Raw genomic sequence first — 18,756 nt, forward strand, 5'->3', positions numbered from 1 at the left:
CTACGGCGGATGTCCAAGTTATGAGTTGAACTCACTTTGGGTAGCCGAAAGCCCACGCAGAATGACGCTTTCGGTCGCATCGGCAGCGCGGTCGACCTCGAGCGGAAGGGTCTTTCGTTCCTCGCTCGAGAACGGTCGGAGCACGAAGTCGGCCGCGGGCTGGCGACCGGGCGGGCGACCGACGCCGAAGCGCACCCGGTAGAAGTCGCCGGTGCCGAGCGACTGCCGCATCGACCGCAGCCCGTTGTGGCCGTTGTCGCCGCCGGCGTACTTGACCCGGAGCCGGCCGAAGTCGATGTCCAGCTCGTCATGCACGGCGACGATCCGTTCGCCGGGCACGTCGTAGAACTTCGCGACCGACGAGACGGGCCCGCCCGACTCGTTCATGTACGAGCGCGCACGCATCAGCACGACGCGTACGCCGGGGATGCCGCCGACGCGCGTCTCGACCACCTCGGCACGGCCGGACTTGTGCGAGCGCCACGAACCGCCGACGCGATCGAGTAGCTCGTCGACGACGAGATACCCGACGTTGTGCCGCGTCGGCGCGTACGTGCGACCGGGGTTGCCCAACCCGACGATCAACCAGACGTCGGACATGGACGGGGACTACTCGGCGCTCCCGTCGCCCTCGGCGGCCGGCTCCTCGTCGACGAGCTCGGGCTCCTCGTGCTCGATGCCGGCCTCTTCCTCGGCCTCGGCGAGCTCGGCCTCGACCTGCTCCTCGGTGCGCTCGGCGATGACGTGCACGATGAGCTGCTCGGGGTCGACCTGCAGCTCGGAGCCGCTGGGCAGCACGAGGTCGGACGCGAAGATCTGCGCACCGGCGTCGAGCCCCTCGACCGACACCTCGACCGACTCGGGCAGGTGCGTCGCCTCGGCCTCGACCGAGACGTCGTTCATCTCGGTCACGACGAGCGAGCCACTGATCACCTCGCCGGTCACGATGACCGGGATGTCGACGACGACCTTCTCGCCGCTCCTGACGATCAGCAGGTCGGCGTGCTCGATGAAGCCCTTGATCGGGTCGCGCTGCACCTGCTTGGGAATCGCGAGGTGGTTGTCGCCGCCGATGTCGATCGACAGCAGCGCGTTGGAGTTCTTCAGGGCCATCATCAGGTCATGCCCGGGCAGGCTGATGTGCACGGGATCGGTGCCGTGGCCATACAGGACGGCGGGTACGCGGTCGGCGCGACGGATGCGGCGCGCGGCACCCTTGCCGAACTCGGTACGCGACTCGGCGTGGATCTTGATCTCGGCCACGGGGACGTCTCTCCTCGGTACATGTACGCAGTGGTGTAAGTCTGGCGCTGTCCCGGCGGCGCGATGAGGCGCACGCGGATGCGAACGCCACGTCGATCACGGTTGACGCGCGAGCGTCGACCCTCGCCGAGGCAACCGGAAAAGTCTATCTCTCCCGGCCACGCCGCGCGAATCGGGGGCCGCAGGGGTTCCGCCTTCGTCGTTTCGGTGCAGTGGGCTCCGGCCTTCATCGTTTCTGCGCGCTGCGCTTCCGGCCTTCACCGTTTCCGTTCGCGGCGGTGCAGACCGATAGGCGGCGACGAGATCCGCACCCGGGCGGCTCGGGTCGCCTGGCGGCGCACGCGAGTCTTTCGCTTCCGCCTTGATCGTCTCCGTTCGCGGCGGCACAGGCCCGCCGGCCTCGACCGAATTTTCCAAAACTTCTCGAAATCCCTTGTGGATAAGGCCTCTGAGCACCCTGTCTTGTCGGTGGCGGCTGGCAGAATAGGTTCTATGAGGGCGGCCACACTCACCGATAACGTCGAGTCCAAGGACGGGCTCGACGTCGCGCTGGATGCGCGGCGCCACCTGGCGCAGACCGAGGCAGCGCAGTACGACGCCCTCCTCGGCTACCTCGCCGACACCGCAGGTACGCCCCTCGCACGGGCCGGTGGTGTCAATGAGTGGACCCGTTACGGCGGGTCGGGCACCCCGAGCGTGTCGGAGTACGCCGCGTGTGAGGTCGGCCCCGCACTGGGCTTGAGTGCGTCCGGTGGGCGGGACCTGATCGCCGACGCATTGGATCTCACCTACCGCCTCCCGCAACTGTTCGCCTGCCTGCACGAAGGTTCGGTGGATGCGTGGCGGATCCGGAAAGTCGCCCGCAAGACCCGGCGATTCACCATCGCCCAGGCCGGCGACGCCGACCGTCGGCTCGCCGCGGCGAATGTGGACGGGACGCCGTTGATCGCGCGAGTCGGCATGGGGCGGGTGAACCAGATCCTGGACCAGATCCGCATCGTCGAAGACCCCGACGACGCCGAAAACCAACGGACCGAGAACAGTGCTCGGCGGAGTGTGTCGATCTGGCCCGACGACGGACTCGCCCGCATCTCCGGCACCCTGTCGCTCGACGACGGCAAACGGCTCGACCAACGCCTCGACCAGATCGTCGAATCGCTCCGGTTCCTCGGCGACAACCGCCCTCACGGCATCCTCCGATCCGTCGCCCTCGGGATGTTGGACGAACCCGACTCCCTCGACGACCTCTACCACCACGTCCAGGCAGCCCGCGCCGACCAGACCGACAAGACCGAACCGAAGCCGGAGCCGGAGCCGGCCGACCAGCCTGGCGACGGCGGGTCGCCCGAACGGTCACATCGAGGGCGCCGCTCCGGCTCGCGGCACACCGTTCTGTACGTCCATTTCGACCGGTGCTGGGGCACCTGGTCACTCGAAGACGTCGGCGCCATCACAAGATCCGAAGCCGCCGAGATCCTCGGCCACTCCCACATCACCGTCAAACCCGTCATCGACCTCGAGACCACCATCTCGGCCACAGGCTACGTCGCACCACCACGATTGAAGGAACAACTCGCGCTGACGAACGCCGGCACCTGCACCTTCCCCCACTGCACCAGACCGGCCCGGGTCGCCGACTACGACCACATCCGCAACCACGCCGACGGCGGCCCGACCGACTCGAGAAACGGCCACCGACTATGTAGGTATCACCATCGCGCGAAAACCTTCACCGCATGGACCGTGCAATCACCCGCCCCCGGGATCTGGCTCTGGCAATCACCCGCCGGACGCACCTATCTGGTGACCGGCGGTACAACGACGAAACTCCCCGGCCGCACCACACCGACCGTCCAGCACAGGCGAAAACACGACGCCGCCTGAATCCCCGCCACGACAGCAACACCGCGGCGGGGCACCGGCACGCCCGGCCGCCCGTTTCCCGGTTTCCGATACCCGCGCCACGAACGGGTCTAACCTCAAGTTGGAGCAAGGCGAGGCCTGCCATGTCCAATGGTTTGCTGGTTCAGGGGTACGACCACGGCGATGCGATCAGCGCGCTCGACGACTTCGAGCAGCTGGCCGGCCCGGGGGTGTCGTACCGAGCACGCCAGCAGGTCACCACTCGGACCAGCGCAGGGCGTGACGTCCAGCAGACCGTCGAACTCGATGGCGACGACTCCGACGTCCTCGAGATCGAGACCGCCAACGGACTGGTGCGGTTCACCACGATGGAGCGGGCCAGGAACGACCTGAAGGGCCTTCGCAGCGGCCATCTCGAGGACCTGTTCGACGCTCGCCGCGGAGACAGCCCGATCGTCGGCGTGACGCGGTCGTCGTTCACGTTGACCGATCCCGACATCAGGGCCGCCGTGGCGGAGCTCGACGACGCACTGAAGGACGCCGTCATCGGCAGGGCCGGCCGTACGCTGATCTCGCCGGTGGCACGCCGAGCCATGCGCCGGATCGCCGAGTGGATCGACAAGCCCGTCCCGGACGAGGCCGAAGCATCCCTGCGCCGCAAGAAGGCGAAGACTCCCGGCCTGTACGCGGTCGACGAGGGGCTGCTCCTCGAACCACGCCAGCGCGTCGAGCAACCCCTCGACGGCGGCGGACCCGTCCTGTTGCTCCTACACGGCACGTTCTCCCATACCGAGGCCGCCTTCCCCGGCCTACGCGGGACGCGCGAATGGTCCCGATTGTCCGAGCGGCACGCCGGGCGCGCGTTCGCGCTCGAACATGCCACCCTCGGCAAGACGCCCGTGCAGAACGCGGTCGACGCGGCGCAGGTTCTGCCGTCGGGGGCGAGGCTGCAGATCGTCAGCCACTCCCGCGGTGGACTCGTCGGCGAGGCACTGAGCCTCGCGGCCGCACAGGTTGCGGCGCACATCAAGCCGGACCTGGAGGCGTACGAGACGGCGGTCAGGCGCTTCGGCGTCGACGACCGCGCGTTGATGGCACCCGACATCGAGGCGCTCCCCCAGCTGCGCGCGATCGTGGCCGAGCGCGAGCTGAGCGTTGAGCGCTTCGTCCGGGTTGCGTGCCCGGCGCGCGGCACGCTGCTCGCATCACGCCGTCTCGATCGCTACGCCTCGTACCTGTTCAACCTGTTCCGGCTGATTCCCGGTCTGCGGGCCACGGGCGTCGTCGAGCTGGTGAAGCTATTGCTGCTGACCTTCCTCGACCAACGCAGCGATGTACGCGCCGTGCCCGGGCTCGAGGCGCAGATGCCCGAGTCGCCGTTCATCGCGACCATCAACACCCGTGCCGGGGTCGTGGCGAACGACCGGATGGCCGCGATCGCCGGCGACGTCGAAGGCAGCGGACTCCTCAAGCGACTGAAGGTGCTCGGGGCCGATCTGTACTTCCGCGAGGACCACGACATGGTCGTCAACACGTCGGCAATGGTCGAAGGCGTTCCCCGTGCCGAACCCGCGGTCGCGATGTTCAAGGGCGCCGCATACTCCCACTCCAACTATTTCACCGACCAGATCGCGCGTGCCGCGATGGAGCGCTGGCTGAACGCGAAGGACCTGGGCACGGTGAGTGGCTTCGCGGCATCGCTGACCGCACCGAAACGTGCGCCCTCTCGCAGCCTCACCTCCGAAGGCCCGGTCGGCACAGTCGTCGTGGTCCCGGACCTGTTCGGCAGCAAGGTGACGGTCGACGGGCAACCCGCCTGGCCGGACCCGTCCGCCCTGACGACGATTGGTATCCGCGACTTCCTCGACCCGAGTCGATGCGCCTGGTCTCCGACCGGCCTTGTCGACCAGTACGCGGGGTTGGTCGACGCGCTGGGCGAGCATTACGACGTACGCGAGTTCGCGTACGACTGCAGGTCGCCGCTGGCGTCGGCGGCAACCGAGCTCAACACACTCCTCGCGAGCGACGGAGTACGCGAGCCGGTTCACCTGGTTGCGCACGGCTCGGGATGTCGCATCGTCACGCTGGCCCATGATCTGCCGGGCTCGCCGATCGGCGGCCTGAGCGGTCGGCGCGTCCTACTCAGCCCCGCCCTGGCCGGTACGTCGAGCGACACCGCACGCGGCGAGGGGCGTGATGCCTTGGCCGCCTCGCTGGCGCTCATCGACGGCGACGACCCGTCCGTCATCGGGGCGCTCCTACGCGACGCCTGCGGCGCGGGCGACGGACGACATCCGGCCGGCGTTGACGCTCCCGCCGCCAGCTGGAACGGGTACGCGGCCGTGTTCGGACGGGCGGCGTACACCTGGACTCCGCACCCGGACAACCCTGCGACCCTTGCACTCACCAGCGACGGCGACGGGCACGTCGCGCTCCCGAGCGCGGCCGACGGGCGGGCTGCGGACGGGCTCGAGACGCACTATCTCCGGCTTCCCTTCGACCGGCTCGTGACCGATGACGGTGCGATCAACCTGGTCGCAGGGCTCCTCGCAGGCACCGTCGGCGCGACATCGCCGACGACCGCGCCACCACATCCGGTCGAGGAGATCTCGGCCGCACCGACCGTCTTCCCCGCGGTCTTCCCGACCGCCGACGATCTCGTCTGGGCAGGCATGCACGCGCCGCTGCCGCCGCCTCGCGACCAGACGACCCTCGACGTCGCCATTGTGCACGGCAACCTCGCCAGCGCGTCGGAGAAGCTCATCGTCGGCACCCAGTACGGCACGCCGATCGGGGGCGCGGAGAAGGCCCTCGATGAGCGGCTCGACGGCACGCTCCAGCGGCACCGCCTGCTCGGCCAGTACCCCGGGCCGCTCGGCACCTGCCAGCTGTTCGTCCGACCTGAGCGCCCCGGAGCCGGCGCGGCGGTGATCGGCATCGGCGACCCCGGCGACCTGAGCCCCGGACAGCTCACCGCCGGCGTCACGCAGGCCGTCCTTCGGCTCGTCGCCGTCCGCGCGACCGACGACGAGGAGCCGGAGCAACTGGAACTCGCAACCGTACTGATCGGGACGGCCGGCCTCGGCTCCATGCCCATTGCCTCGGCGGTCGGAGCGCTGCTCACCGGCGTACGGCGCGCCAACCGTCGCGTCCGCGACCAAGGGCTGCCCCACCATGTCGCGTCCCTAAAGATCTACGAGCTCTACGAAGACCGCGCGATCGAGGCCCTGCACGCTGCCGCCAGGCTTCGTCCCGATGCAACAGCCGACGAGGACGACGTACTTCGCATCGCCGGCGTACTGCAAGAGGGCTTCGAGGGGCGCCCTGGCACACCCCGCACCAACTACAACGCCGATCGCTGGCGGACGATCCGGGTGAGCGGCACGGCAACCGACGGCGCGGACAGCGGGCTGCGCGAGCTCAGCTTCACCGAGACCGGTCGCAGCGCGGGCGCGTCCACGCTGATCAGCCGCGCGCAGCACCGGCTGATCGACGAGCTGGTCGAGCAGTGCATTCGTACTCCGTCGGTCGACGAGCAGGTCTACAACACGCTCTACGAACTGCTCGTACCGCGCTCGATGAAGGGCCAGGGACGGCCCAGTGAGCACATCATGTACCTGCTCGACGGAGCCGCCGCGGCGCTGCCGTTCGAGATGCTGGCGACGCGGTCGTTCGACGACGGAGTACGCCCGATCGCCATCGAGGTCGGCATGATCCGCCGGCTAGAGACGACCCGCATCCGGGAGATGATCCGCACCTCGCCCGGCCGCAAGGCCCTGGTCATCGGGGACCCGTACGCCGGTCCGGGCAAGCCTCGACTCGCCGCAGCCGTACGTGAGGCCAACGCAGTCGCCACCCTCCTCGAGACCAGAGGGTGGGAGGTGAACCGGCTGATCTCGCGTGACGAGAAGGACGAACGGATCGACACCGAGGCCGTAATGAACGCGTTGTTCGCGCACGAGTACCGCATCATCCATATCGCCGCGCACGGCGCGTACGACGAGAGCGACCCCGATCGAAGCGGTGTCTGCATCGGCCCCGACCGGTTCCTCACCACCCACGAGTTCGAGCAGATGCAGACGACACCGGACCTGGTCTTCCTCAACTGCTGCCACCTCGGCAGCGGCATCGGCAGACCCGACCACCTCGCCTCGAGCGTGTCGCGCAAGCTCATCGACAACGGAATTCGCGCTGTCGTCGCGGCCGGTTGGGCCGTCGACGATGCGGCCGCGGAGGCCTTCGCGACCCACTTCTACGACGGGCTCCTCAGCGGAGACAATCTCGGTGCCACGACCCTGAACGCCCGCAAGCGCGTGTACGACCGATTCGGCCAGACGACGAACACCTGGGGTGCGTACCAGGTGTACGGCGAGCCCGCATTCCAGCTGGAGCGGTACAGCCAGACCAGCATCGCGACCGATCCGACGTCTCGCCGCGGGCTCCGTGAGCAGCTCGAGACCCTGACCCAACGCGCGCTGTTCGCCGACGATGCCGACGAGGCGTGCATCCGCGCGGAGCTGGACGACGCCCGGGAGTGCGGTGCGCAGCGCGGCTGGCTGCAGGGCAACGAGCACCAGGCGATCGGCGAGGTGTACCGGGCGTTGGGCGACTACGAGGGCGCGATCGGTTCGTACAACGACGCGTTGCGCACCGGCGGCGCGACGGCGGGTTTCGACATCATCGCGCAGCTGATGGGCGCGCACACCCACCTCGGCGCCGAGCACCTGCGCATCGGCACCGAGGACAACCAAGACCATTTCGCTACCGCTCAGCACCTGCTGGGACTGTGGCGTGAGCTGTCGACGCAGTCCGCGGACTCCGAGCCGGCAGACCCTGAGCTGCTCAAGGCCGAGGCGAACCTCCGCCAGCACCGGCTGTGGTGCCGCATCGCCGAGCGGCGAGGAGACGGAGCGGCGAATCGTGCATCGAGGGACGAGCGGAGCGGTGAGCCCGACCGAGATTGCAGCGAGGAACGAGCGGCCATGCAACGCGACCTGACCGCCGCGTGGCGGGCGTTCCAGAAGGCGTCCGGCGCATTCATGGACGGCAAGGACCGGCAGTACACCACACTTGCCGCCATCGTCTTCGAATGGCTCGGGGCGGTTCACGAGGCGAACGGCGGCCCGGTCGACTCCGGCAGGGTCGAGGAGATGGTCAAGCGGATCCGCCAGGTCCGCAAGCTGGCCGAGGAGGCGCCGTGGTCGGCCGCGCCGTTCGAACGGCTCAGGCTTGCCGACGCCGACCTCGCCCTCCACGTCGTGGGCGGTACGCCCGCCGCGGCCGACGTCGCGGAGGCGTACACCCGGGTGTTCGACAAGGGTCTCAGCAAGCGCGAACGGGCGACCGCGATGCAGTGGATCGCCCTCCTACACGAGTGCCTGCCGCGCGAAGGCGACGTCGCTCGGCAGCGTCGGCAGACCATCCAGCAGGTCGAGATGACCGTGCAGCCGTGGGCAGAGCGCACGCGACCGCCGGCGTGAGGCTCGGCGTTCGAGTACGAGGTGCGCGCCCTCGAACGCCCGCAGGACGGACTGCCGCCTCGCCGTGACCGTGCAGTGACGACGAAGCACGCGCCGACGGGCGCGTGATCAGCGAACGCTCACCGGAACCACATGGCGAGGAACGACCGAGATTCGGTCAGGCGCGGCCGTTGAACAGGCTGGTGACCGAACCGTCCTCGAACACCTCGCGTACGGCGCGCGAGAGCAGCGGTGCGATGGACAGCTCGGTCAGCTTGTCGAAGCGGCACTCGTCGGCGATCGGCAGCGTGTTGGTCACCACGACCTCGCGTACGACGCTGTTCTTCAGCCGGTCTACCGCGGGGCCGGAGAACACAGCGTGCGTCGCGGCGATCACGACATCGGCGGCGCCGTCGGCCTTGAGCGCCTCGGCCGCCTGCACGATGGTGCCGCCGGTGTCGATCAGGTCGTCGACGAGTACGCACACCCGGCCCTCGACCTCACCGACGACGCGGTTGGCCTGTGACTCGTTCGGCCGGTCGATGTTGCGGGTCTTGTGGATGAAAGCCAGCGGCGCCCCACCGAGTCGCTCGGACCATGCCTCCGCGACCTTGATCCGCCCGGCGTCGGGGGACACGACCGCGAGCGGCTCGCCGCCGTACTTCTCCTCGACGTGGTCCGCCAGGATCGGCATCGCGAGCAGGTGGTCGACCGGTCCGTCGAAGTAGCCCTGGATCTGCGCCGTGTGCAGGTCGACGGTCATCAGCCGGTCGGCGCCGGCGACCTTGAACATGTCGGCCATCAGCCGCGCCGAGATCGGCTCGCGGCCGCGGTGCTTCTTGTCCTGGCGGGCGTACCCGTAGAACGGCTGGATCACCGTGATGCGCTTGGCCGAGGCGCGTTTCAGCGCGTCGACCATGATCAGGTGCTCCATGATCGCCTCGTTGATCGGAGCCGTGTGGCTCTGGATCACGAAGGCGTCGCAGCCGCGTACGGACTCCTCGTAACGGACGTAGATCTCGCCGTTCGCGAAGTCGTACAAGGCCGTCGGGACGAGCCCGATGCCGAGCAGTCTGGCGACCTCCTTGGAGAGCGCGGGGTGCGCTCTTCCGGAGAACACCATCAGGTTCTTTTTGGTCGTGCGCTCGAGACTGCCCACGGGTGCTACTCCTCGTCGCTGGTCGCTGCACTATCAGTGTGCACGACGTCGGCGCTACCCGCTGCGGCGGCACCCGCGGCGTCTGCCGCCGGGGTACCCGCGCGGCGCTTGAACACCCATCCGTCGATATTGCGCTGGGGTCCGGCCGACACGGCGAGCGCACCCGGAGGCACGTCGTCTCGTACGGTCGTGCCGCCCCCGGTCGCGGCGCCGTCGCCGATCGTCACGGGCGCGACGAACACATTGTTGGAGCCGGTCTTGCAGTGCCGGCCGACGGTCGTCCGGTGCTTGTTCATGCCGTCGTAGTTGGCGAAGATCGTGCCCGCGCCGATGTTCGTGTGATCGCCGACGGTGGCGTCTCCGACGTAACTGAGGTGGGGCACCTTCGCGCCGTCGCCGATTGTCGCCTGCTTGGTCTCGACGTACGTGCCGATCTTCGCACCGTCGCCGAGCGACGTACCGGGTCGCAGGTACGCGAACGGGCCGACCGTCGCGCCGGCACCGATGACGGCGCCGCTGCCGTGGGTGCGTACGACCTGCGCACGCTCCCCGATCGTCACGTCGGTCAGCGTCGTGTCGGGCCCGATCGTCGCTCCCGACGCGACCTCGGTCGCGCCGTGCAGCTGTACGCCAGGCAGCAGCGTCACGTCGGGCGCGAGCCTGACCGTGACATCGACCCACGTCGCGTCCGGGTCGACAACGGTGACGCCGTCGAGCATCCAGCGGCGCAGCGTCCGGCGGTTGAGCTCGGCGCCGAGCGTCGCGAGCTGTACGCGGTTGTTGACGCCCTCGGTCTGCCACACGTCGTCGAGCACGTACGCGCCGACCACGCGTTCGTCGGCGCGCGCGATCTCGACCACATCGGTGAGATACATCTCGCCCTGCGCGTTGTCGGTGCCGATGCGCGCGAGCGCGGCGACGAGGTAGGCCGCGTCGAACGCGAAGATGCCGCTGTTGATCTCGCGGATCGCCCGCTCGGCGTCGGTGGCGTCCTTCTGCTCGACGATCCGGGAGACGGCGCCGTGCGAGTCACGGACGATCCGCCCGTAGCCGGTCGGGTCGTCGACCTCTGCGGTCAGCACGCTCACGTCGCGGCCGCCGGCCTGATGGTCGCCGACGAACGCCCGAACGGTCGCGGCCTCGAGCAGCGGTACGTCGCCGTACGTCACCACGACGGTGCCGGAAGGCTGCTCGGGCAGGGCAGTCAGACCGCACCGCACCGCGTGGCCGGTGCCGTTCTGCTCCTGCTGTACGGCGGTCGCGGCATCTGGCGCGATCTCCGCGATGTGCGCCTCGACCTGCTCACGATCGTGGCCGGTCACGGCAACGACCCGGTCGGGCTCGATGCCTTCGGCTGCGGCGAGCGCGTGCCCGATCAGCGTGCGCCCGCCGATGGGGTGCAGCAGCTTGCTGGTACGCGACTTCATCCGCGTACCGGCCCCCGCCGCGAGAACGATCACCGTCACCGGACGTACGTCACTCATCTGCGTAAGCTCCCTGGCCTGGGCTGCGGACATGGCTCCCCGGGTAGGAGTCGAACCTACGTCGCTTTATCCGCATTCAAAGTGCGGCGGGCCCTGCCGACAGACCAACCGGGGATCGTGCACGCCAGCGTACGAAACCCTGCGGCCTGACCGCATCCGGGTCTGCCCCGGGGGCAGCGACGCGGCGGTACGAGGAGGTTGCCGTACGCCGTGGTAGCCGTCACACTGAAACTTACGCACACGTAGGTTAGCGGGTGTCGGGCGAGACCTCCTCTCCCCTCTCGGCACCGAGGAAGGCCACATGACGTCACCATCGATCGCCGGATCCGAGTCCGACTCAGCCCAGGAGACTCACGGCACCCCGGAGCCCGGGGCGCATGGCACGAGCGGCGCTCCGCCGAGCCGCAAGGAGCAACTCGCCCTCGGCGCCTTCGTCGTCGTGCCGTTCCTCGCGACGCTCGCCGCGATCCCCGTCGCGTGGGGCGGCTGGCTCGGCTGGAGCGACGTCGTGATCGCGATGGTGCTGTACGCCGTGACGGCGCTGGGCATCACCGTCGGCTACCACCGGCTGTTCACGCACAAGTCGTTCAAGCCGAACCGCGGCGTCAAGATCGCCCTCGCGATCGCCGGCAGCATGGCCATCGAGGGTCCGGTCACCCGCTGGGTCGCCGACCATCGCAAGCATCACAAGTTCTCCGACCGCGATGGCGACCCGCACTCGCCGTGGCGTTACGGCGAGTCGATCGGCGCGCTCAGCAAGGGGTTCGCGTACGCCCACATGGGCTGGATGTTCAACGCCGACCAGACGCCGCAGCGCCAGTACGCACCGGATCTGCTCAAGGACAACGACATCGTGCGCATCGGGCGCGCCTTCCCGTGGCTGGTGCTGGTCTCGCTGCTCGCGGCGCCGGTCGCCGGCGGCCTGATCACCTGGTCGTGGCAGGGCGCGGTGACCGCGTTCTTCTGGGGCACGCTGGTGCGCATCTTCCTGCTGCACCACGTCACCTGGTCGATCAACTCCATCTGCCACACGATCGGCGAGAGCCCGTTCCGTACCCGCGACCGCTCCGGCAACGTCTGGTGGCTCGCGATCCCGTCGATGGGCGAGTCGTGGCACAACCTGCACCACGCCGATCCGACCTGCGCGCGCCACGGCGTACTCCGCGCGCAGCTCGACATCTCCGCACGCACGATCTGGCTGTTCGAGAAGCTCGGGTGGGTGCACGACGTACGCTGGCCGGTGGCATCGCGCCTGGAGGCACGACGAGTCTGACGTTGGGAGGCTGGTGACATGACTCCCACCGACTCCTCTGCGGAGTCCGGCTCGGCCGAGCCCGCAGAGGTCGTGCCGCGTGCGCGCCGAGTCCCGCGTACGCGGATGACGTCGGCCGAGCGGCGCGAGCAGCTGATCTCGATCGCCCGCGGCGTCTTCGCCGAACGCGGCTTCGACGGCACCACGGTCGAGGAGATCGCGGCGCGTGCCGATGTCTCGAAGCCGATCGTGTACGAGCACTTCGGCGGCAAGGAAGGCGTGTACGCGGTCGTCGTCGATCGCGAGGTACGCACGCTGCTGACGATGATGCAGTCTGCGTTGACGTCTGGGCACCCCCGCGAGCTCCTCCAACAGGCCGCGCTCGCATTGCTCGACTACATCGAGGGCTCGTCCGACGGCTTCGCGATCATCGTCCGCGACTCCCCTGTCGGGTCGTCCGGCACGTACGTCACGATCATCGGCGACGTCGTCAGCCGGGTCGAGGACATCCTGATCGAGGAGTTCAAGGACCGCGGTTACGAGGCACCACTGGCGCCGATGTACGCGCAGATGCTCGTGGGCATGGTGGGCTCCACCGGTCAGTGGTGGCTCGATGCCCGCGAACCGAGCAAGGAGGTCGTGGCCGCGCACCTGGTCAACCTCGCCTGGCGCGGTTTGTCCGGGCTCGAGCAGGAGCCGACGCTCAACGAGACGTGAGCTGCGCTCGTACCTCGACGCGGTTGCCATGCCCGTCGGCGGTGTGGAAGCGGCGTACGTCCGGGATCGTGTCGTCCCATTCCACGGGGTACCCGGCAGCACCGACGCGCGCCGCGTACGCATCGACGTCGTCGACGGCGAAGCAGGGATGCGCCTTGCGGGCAGGCGCGAAGTCGGCTTCGACGCCGACATGGAGCTCGAAGTCGTCGTCGGCGAACCACGCACCGCCGCGCGCCGCCAGCAGCGGCGGCTTCGGTATCTCAAGCAGGCCTAGCGTTTCGGCGTAGAACTTTCGCGCCGAGCCTTCGCCGCCGGGCGGGCAGGAGACCTGTACGTGATGCAGCTTCATGTGCTACTCCCTTCGGGCCGACCCCGGAGGCCCGCATCGGCACCGACGAGCTGCAGCTTCATGCCGACGTGCGAGGCAGTGAAGCCGAGGCGCTCGTAGAACTGGTGAGCTCGGATGCGTTGACTGTTGGTCGTCAGCTGGATGCGGGCGCAGCCGCGTTCGCGCGCACGGTCGACCACGTACTCCATCAGCGCTTTGCCGATGCCCTGCCCACGCAGGTCGGACGCCGTGCGTACCGACTCGATCTGGCAGATCAGCCCGCCGTCATAGATCAGCACCCGCAGCCAGCTCACCTGTGCCGTGGCGACGAGACGCCCGTCGCGCTCGTCGACAAGCACCTCGTGGGCGGGGTCGGCGATGAGCTCGTCGAGGGCCGCGCGCTGGCGTGCGGTCGGCGCGGCCGGCTCCTCGAAGGAACGGATCGCGTCCTCGGCAAGAAGCGCGAGAATCCCTTGTAGGTCGGCGGGTTGAGCCTCCCGGATCACACTTCCCTCCTCGCCACGACGAACACACGCTGGAACGGCAGCACGGTTCCGTACGCGCGCTTCGGGTACGCGTCGCGCAAGGCGGCCCGGTAGTCGGCTTCGAAGGCGCCGCGGAGCTCATCGGGCAGGGCCTGCAGGAACGGTCGCGCGCCGGTGCCGGACACCCAGGCGAACACCGGGTCGTCACCTTCGAGCACATGGAAGTACGTCGTCTCCCACACGTCGATTGACCACCCGTCGGCCGCGAGGAGGTCGAGGTACGTACTGGGGTCGACGCCGCGGGCGCCTTCGATGCCGCCGAGGTGCGGTGCGAAGCGCGGGTCAGCGGCGAGCTCGCGCAGGAGCACATGGCTCGGCTCGCCGAAGTTGTTCGGCACCTGGAAGGCGAGCACACCGCCGGGCGCGACGTGTTCGCGCAGTCGCGGGATCACCTCGAGCTGGTCGGGAACCCACTGGAACGCGGCGTTGGACACGATCAGGTCGACCGGGGTTTCGGCTTGCCAGGTTGCGATGTCGCCCAGCACGTACGACGTGCGCTCGGCAGCGTCGTCGCGACGGGCACGCTCGATCATCTCGGGCGAGGAGTCGACACCGAGGATGTCGGCCCGGGGCCAGCGCGTACGCAGGACGTCGCTCAGCTGGCCGGGGCCGCACCCGAGGTCGACGATGGTGCCCGGCTCGATCGGTACGCGCGCGACCAGGTCGACGAACGGCCGGCCGCGCTCGCCGGCGTACCGCAGGTAGGTCGTCGGGCTCCACTGGGGCATCGGCGTTCTCCAATTTCTCTCGACGTCAAGATACACGATGCCGAGAGAGTGGCCGCGTTGCGATCGGTTACGCCCAGATCTCATTCCTTTGCGATCGGTTACGCCCAGATCTCATTCCTTTGCGATCGGTTACGCCCAGACCCACTAGGTAGCGACCGGGGCGTAACCGATCGCAACGCGGATCGCCCCGCTAGGCCGCGCCGGCCGCGATCCGCCGCTCGACCTCGCGGCGAAGCACGGCGGGATCGACATCGGCGAGCGCGAGTGTCGCACGTACGGGCGCATCGTCGGCGTCGAGTACGCCGAGCACGAGATGGCCGGTGTCGAGCCAGCCGTGGCCCAGCCTCGTGGCGTTGCGAAGCGCATGCTCGAGGGCCGACTTGGCCGAGCGGCTCATCGGCACCCGGCCCCGCTTCGACCGTCGCGGCGCGCGGCTCAGCGCACCCTCGCCGAACGACTCCTCGACGGCACCGCGCACCTCGCTCAGGTCGATGCCCAAGATGGCGAGCGCCTGGGGGTCGAGCGGATCCTCTCGCGCACCGTCGTCGAGGTGGGCCTGATCCAGCCCGACGAACTCGAGAGCGTCGCCGCCCGGACCGCCGGACTCGACGACTCCGCCGAGCAGGTGCGCCGGCTCGATCCGCCGCGCGCCCGACTGCTGTGCGATCCGCTGCGCGGCGGTGACCGACTCCCGCGCCGCCTTCGTGAACCTGTTGAACATGTCTACCCCTTTCGGCGTCCGTGCTTCTGGTGCGCAGCTTGGCGCGATACGTCGAGCGCCTCCGCAATCTGCTGCCACGACCAGCCCTGGTCGCGAGCCCGCTCGACCTGCAGCGCCTCGAGCCGTTCCGCGAGCTCGCGCAGCGCGCGTACGGCGCGCAACCCGGTCGCCGGATCGCTCCCGGCCGCCGCCGCCGTCAGTTCCGATCTCGTGGCCATACCGTCAATATAGATTGACGTTGCGCGTACGTCAACCTTTATTGACGGCCGGTGGTGTTCGGAGCAAATGGACATTTGTTAGGCCAGGGGGTAACAAATGTCTATTCGTCTCGACGGACGGCCGTACGCGCGCCGAGAATCTCGACGTCAAGAATCTTGACCCGGTACGCTGGCCGCGTGAGCGATGAGGTGGACCGGCTGATCGAGGCGTGGCAGCGCGAGCGCCCCGACCTCGACGTGTCGCCGATGGGCGTACTCAGCCGGGTGTCCAGGCTGGCCAGGCATCTCGACCTCGCACGGCGGGCGGCGTTCGCCGACTCCGAGCTCGAGTCGTGGGAGTTCGACGTGCTGTCGGCGCTGCGCCGCTCGGGCGAGCCGTACCAACTCTCGCCCGGCCGGCTGCTGCGCGAGACGCTCGTCACGAGCGGCACGATGACCAACCGCATCGACCGCCTGGCCCATCGGGCTCTCGTCGAGCGGCTCCCCGACCCGTCCGACCGCCGCGGCGTACAGGTACGGCTCACGCCCGAGGGGCGCAAGCGCGTCGACGCCGCGCTGGAGGAGCTGCTGCGCCGCGAGCGTGACCTGCTGTCGGCACTCCCGGCCAAGGACTCCACGCAGCTCGCCGCGCTGCTGCGTACGCTCGTCACGCCGTTCGACGCCGCCTGACCTGCGACGACGCTGCACCGGCAGCGGAGTGTCAGCGATCCGGCAGCGCAACGGCACACCCTGGCCTCGACAGTCACCACCTCGTCCACACGACAGGAGTCGAACCATGAAGAGCATCACCACGTACGCACGTCTCGGACTGGGCATCGCCGCCGGCGCACTCGCCCTCACCTCGTTCGCCGGATCCGCCTCGGCGGACGAGCCCGCAGCGACGTCCGGCACCGACCGTACGATCGCGTCGACCCTCACCTCGGCCGAGCGCGCGCAGGTGAACGCCGAGGTCGCCGAGACCATGCGCAAGGCGCCCGGAGGAGAGCGCATCGGGCTCAATCAGATCGCCTGGCCCGAGAAGGGCGCGGTCATGACGATCCCGCTGCCCGGTGAGACACGTGCGCGCGCCGCGGACAAGCCCATCGGTAGCCGCGACGACGGCTGCGACTACGGCCGCGTGTGCCTCTGGGAGGACGAGGTCCTCGAAGGCCGAAGCCTCGAGTTCTACAAGTGCAAGTTCCAGAAGCTGCGCTGGTACGACTTCACCAACAAGACCAGCTCGTGGGTCAACAACCAGACCGACGGGACGAAGTCGACGCTCTACTACTGGACTGGGAGCAAGGTTCGGTCCATGGCGCAGCTGACTGCCTGGAACTACCAGTACTACGTGATTCCCGACAACAAGGCCGACTTCCTACGGGTCTGCTGACCACTCCCGGGCAGGGCCTCCTCGCGTACGCCTACGAGACGTTGCGCGGCCTGCCGTACGCATCGTGCGGCAGGTCGGCGTACGTCCACTGATGGTCACGGGTGTGTCGGCAGGCGGCGTCGACATCGCCCGCCCGCAACGAGTCGAGGAGCTCACGATGCTCGTCGGCCACCTGCTCGAGGTCCGGCCCGATCACCATCAGTGCGATCGCCGTGCGCGCCTCGATCTGCAGGGCCTCCCACGCGCGGCGCAGCAGCGAGTTGTTGCTCGCCTCGATGATTTGCCGGTGGAACCGCGTGCTCGCCAACCCCATCGCCCGCATGTCGCCGGAGGTGGCGCTGCGGTACATGTCGGTGACGTCCTCCTCCATGCGGGCGAACGGCACGCTGTCGCTCAGCATCGCCAGCCGGGTCGCCGTCTCCTCCAACGCCGCTCGCACGAGGTACGCCTCGCGAATCGTCTGCTCCACGAAGGGAACGACCGTGCGCCCGCGACGCGGGCGATTCTCGACCAGGCCGAGGCCCTCGAGATCGCGAAGCGCCTCTCGTACCGGCGCCTGACTGGTACCGAACTCCGCGGCGATCCGGGTCTCGACGAGGCGCTCGCCGCTCGTCATCTCGCCGGAGAAGATCCGCTCGAGTAGTCCGTCGCGGATCTGCTGGCTCAGCGTCGGCCTCGTCACGCGAGGCACGGGGATCCCCACGATGTCTGGTTCGGTCTCGGGCAAAGCGCCACAGCCTCCGGTTCGCCGAGCCTCGCGATGTGGCTCAGGTACGTCGTTGACGAGCATATGACATCGCGGCTACGGTGCATTATCGATATCGATAATAGGAGTCCGATGATAACGCTGGTGCACAGGCCACGCACGGTGCAGGATGCGGTCGCCGCGCTCGCCGACGGCGGGACGATCCTGGCCGGCGGGACACACGTGATGCCTGACCTGAACACGCACGCGTCGCCGGACACCGAACTGGTGAGCCTCCGCGACGCGGAGCTCCGCGGTGTCGACGTCGACGAGACCACGACGGCGATCGGCGCCGGTACGACGCTGGCCGGCATCGCGGCGGAGCCGCGGCTCTCGTACCTCGCCCCGGTCATCGGTTCGATCGCGGCTCCCCCGGTCCGCACGCTCGCGACGATCGCCGGCAACTGCTTCGTGCCGCAGCCGTACGGCGACCTCGCCGTTGCGCTCGTCGCGCTCGACGCCGAGGTCGACACGGTCGGACCCGCCGGCCCCAGGACGCAACCACTGCGAACGGTCGTCGTCGACGGGCTCGAGACCGCCGAGATCGTCACCCGGATCCGGTTCCGTACGCCGGCACCCGGAGCGTTGCGGTTCCACAAGGCGACACGGCGACGGCAGAACTCCGCGTCGATCGTCACGATCGCCGCACACGTCACGGAGAGCGCCGATGTCGTGTCGGACATCCGGATCGCCGTCGGCGCGATGGCACCGACGATCGTCCGTGCCGAGCCGGCCGAGCAGCTGCTCGTCGGCAAACGTCTCGAGGCCGGCCACGTCCACGACGCCGCCGAGGCGGCCATGCCCGAGCTCACGCCGGCGAGCGACTCCTACGCGTCGAGCTGGTACCGCACCCGGGTCTTCCCAACGCACCTGCGCCGAGCGTTGCTCGGCCACTGAACCGTCGG

Annotated in this window: 17 protein-coding genes and 1 tRNA gene; 7 read left to right on the top strand and 11 right to left on the bottom strand. The window is 68.9% G+C overall.

Translation table 11 applies throughout. The features are described from left to right. Nucleotides 1-18: 18 nt before the first annotated feature. Together pth and L0C25_RS05705 are read right to left on the bottom strand one after the other, a co-directional pair. Nucleotides 19-600: an aminoacyl-tRNA hydrolase gene (pth, locus tag L0C25_RS05700; protein WP_271635468.1), complete on the bottom strand. Its 582-nt coding sequence runs from the start codon at nt 598-600 to the stop codon at nt 19-21. Nucleotides 601-609: 9 nt separating this feature from the next. After that, nucleotides 610-1,263: a 50S ribosomal protein L25/general stress protein Ctc gene (locus tag L0C25_RS05705; RefSeq protein WP_271635469.1), complete on the bottom strand. Its 654-nt coding sequence runs from the start codon at nt 1,261-1,263 to the stop codon at nt 610-612. A 492-nt stretch (nt 1,264-1,755) separates the two neighbouring features. Here L0C25_RS05705 and L0C25_RS05710 point away from each other — a divergent pair, with 492 nt between their 5' ends. Together L0C25_RS05710 and L0C25_RS05715 are read left to right on the top strand one after the other, a co-directional pair. After that, nucleotides 1,756-3,147, top strand: coding sequence for an HNH endonuclease signature motif containing protein (locus L0C25_RS05710; protein ID WP_271635470.1), 1,392 nt, complete (start codon nt 1,756-1,758; stop codon nt 3,145-3,147). A 122-nt stretch (nt 3,148-3,269) separates the two neighbouring features. Further along, on the top strand, nt 3,270-8,606 hold the full coding sequence (locus L0C25_RS05715) for a CHAT domain-containing protein (protein WP_271635471.1): 5,337 nt from the start codon (nt 3,270-3,272) through the stop codon (nt 8,604-8,606). A 157-nt stretch (nt 8,607-8,763) separates the two neighbouring features. On the opposite strand, the gene L0C25_RS05720 is transcribed toward L0C25_RS05715, so the two are convergent. From L0C25_RS05720 to L0C25_RS05730, 3 genes are all read right to left on the bottom strand, one after another. Further along, nucleotides 8,764-9,744 (bottom strand): ribose-phosphate diphosphokinase, encoded by a 981-nt coding sequence (locus L0C25_RS05720; RefSeq protein WP_271635472.1) that lies wholly within the window; start codon nt 9,742-9,744, stop codon nt 8,764-8,766. 5 nt (nt 9,745-9,749) lie between these two features. Next, nucleotides 9,750-11,228, bottom strand: coding sequence for a bifunctional UDP-N-acetylglucosamine diphosphorylase/glucosamine-1-phosphate N-acetyltransferase GlmU (glmU, locus tag L0C25_RS05725; protein ID WP_271635473.1), 1,479 nt, complete (start codon nt 11,226-11,228; stop codon nt 9,750-9,752). Between the two features lie 32 nt (nt 11,229-11,260). Continuing rightward, nucleotides 11,261-11,343, bottom strand: a tRNA-Gln gene (locus L0C25_RS05730). 186 nt (nt 11,344-11,529) lie between these two features. On the opposite strand from L0C25_RS05730, the gene L0C25_RS05735 reads away from it, so the two are divergent. Then, complete coding sequence (locus L0C25_RS05735) at nt 11,530-12,501, top strand: acyl-CoA desaturase (protein WP_271635474.1); 972 nt, start codon at nt 11,530-11,532, stop codon at nt 12,499-12,501. Nucleotides 12,502-12,519: 18 nt separating this feature from the next. Further along, complete coding sequence (locus L0C25_RS05740; RefSeq protein WP_271635475.1) at nt 12,520-13,197, top strand: TetR/AcrR family transcriptional regulator; 678 nt, start codon at nt 12,520-12,522, stop codon at nt 13,195-13,197. Here L0C25_RS05740 and L0C25_RS05745 read toward each other — a convergent pair. The 5 genes from L0C25_RS05745 to L0C25_RS05765 form a co-directional block, all read right to left on the bottom strand. Further along, entirely contained in the window at nt 13,184-13,546 is a 363-nt protein-coding gene (locus tag L0C25_RS05745; RefSeq protein WP_271635476.1) for a VOC family protein, read from the bottom strand. The two genes, L0C25_RS05740 and L0C25_RS05745, sit on opposite strands and share 14 nt — an antisense overlap. Next, the gene (locus tag L0C25_RS05750) at nt 13,543-14,031 is read right to left on the bottom strand and encodes a GNAT family N-acetyltransferase (RefSeq protein WP_271635477.1); all 489 of its coding nucleotides are present in this window, start codon (nt 14,029-14,031) and stop codon (nt 13,543-13,545) included. Before L0C25_RS05750 ends, L0C25_RS05745 begins: the two co-directional genes overlap by 4 nt. After that, entirely contained in the window at nt 14,028-14,798 is a 771-nt protein-coding gene (locus L0C25_RS05755) for a methyltransferase domain-containing protein (protein WP_271635478.1), read from the bottom strand. The genes L0C25_RS05750 and L0C25_RS05755 overlap by 4 nt, the downstream gene beginning before the upstream one ends. A 190-nt stretch (nt 14,799-14,988) precedes the next feature. Beyond that, nucleotides 14,989-15,519 carry a Clp protease N-terminal domain-containing protein gene (locus tag L0C25_RS05760; protein WP_271635479.1) on the bottom strand — a complete coding sequence of 177 codons (531 nt, stop codon included), beginning with the start codon at nt 15,517-15,519 and terminating at the stop codon, nt 14,989-14,991. A gap of 2 nt (nt 15,520-15,521) precedes the next feature. Beyond that, entirely contained in the window at nt 15,522-15,737 is a 216-nt protein-coding gene (locus L0C25_RS05765) for a helix-turn-helix domain-containing protein (RefSeq protein WP_271635480.1), read from the bottom strand. 177 nt (nt 15,738-15,914) lie between these two features. Between L0C25_RS05765 and L0C25_RS05770 the strand changes: the two genes are divergently transcribed. After that, nucleotides 15,915-16,406, top strand: coding sequence for a MarR family winged helix-turn-helix transcriptional regulator (locus L0C25_RS05770; RefSeq protein ID WP_271635481.1), 492 nt, complete (start codon nt 15,915-15,917; stop codon nt 16,404-16,406). A gap of 106 nt (nt 16,407-16,512) precedes the next feature. Next, complete coding sequence (locus tag L0C25_RS05775; protein WP_271635482.1) at nt 16,513-17,106, top strand: peptidase inhibitor family I36 protein; 594 nt, start codon at nt 16,513-16,515, stop codon at nt 17,104-17,106. Nucleotides 17,107-17,137: 31 nt separating this feature from the next. Here the strand turns inward: L0C25_RS05775 and L0C25_RS05780 are convergent, their stop codons facing one another. Then, nucleotides 17,138-17,788 (bottom strand): GntR family transcriptional regulator, encoded by a 651-nt coding sequence (locus L0C25_RS05780; protein WP_271635483.1) that lies wholly within the window; start codon nt 17,786-17,788, stop codon nt 17,138-17,140. Nucleotides 17,789-17,944: 156 nt separating this feature from the next. On the opposite strand from L0C25_RS05780, the gene L0C25_RS05785 reads away from it, so the two are divergent. Next, nucleotides 17,945-18,748: an FAD binding domain-containing protein gene (locus tag L0C25_RS05785; protein ID WP_271635484.1), complete on the top strand. Its 804-nt coding sequence runs from the start codon at nt 17,945-17,947 to the stop codon at nt 18,746-18,748. Nucleotides 18,749-18,756 lie beyond the last annotated feature (8 nt).

Source organism: Solicola gregarius, assembly GCF_025790165.1.
Lineage (GTDB): Bacteria > Actinomycetota > Actinomycetes > Propionibacteriales > Nocardioidaceae > Solicola > Solicola gregarius.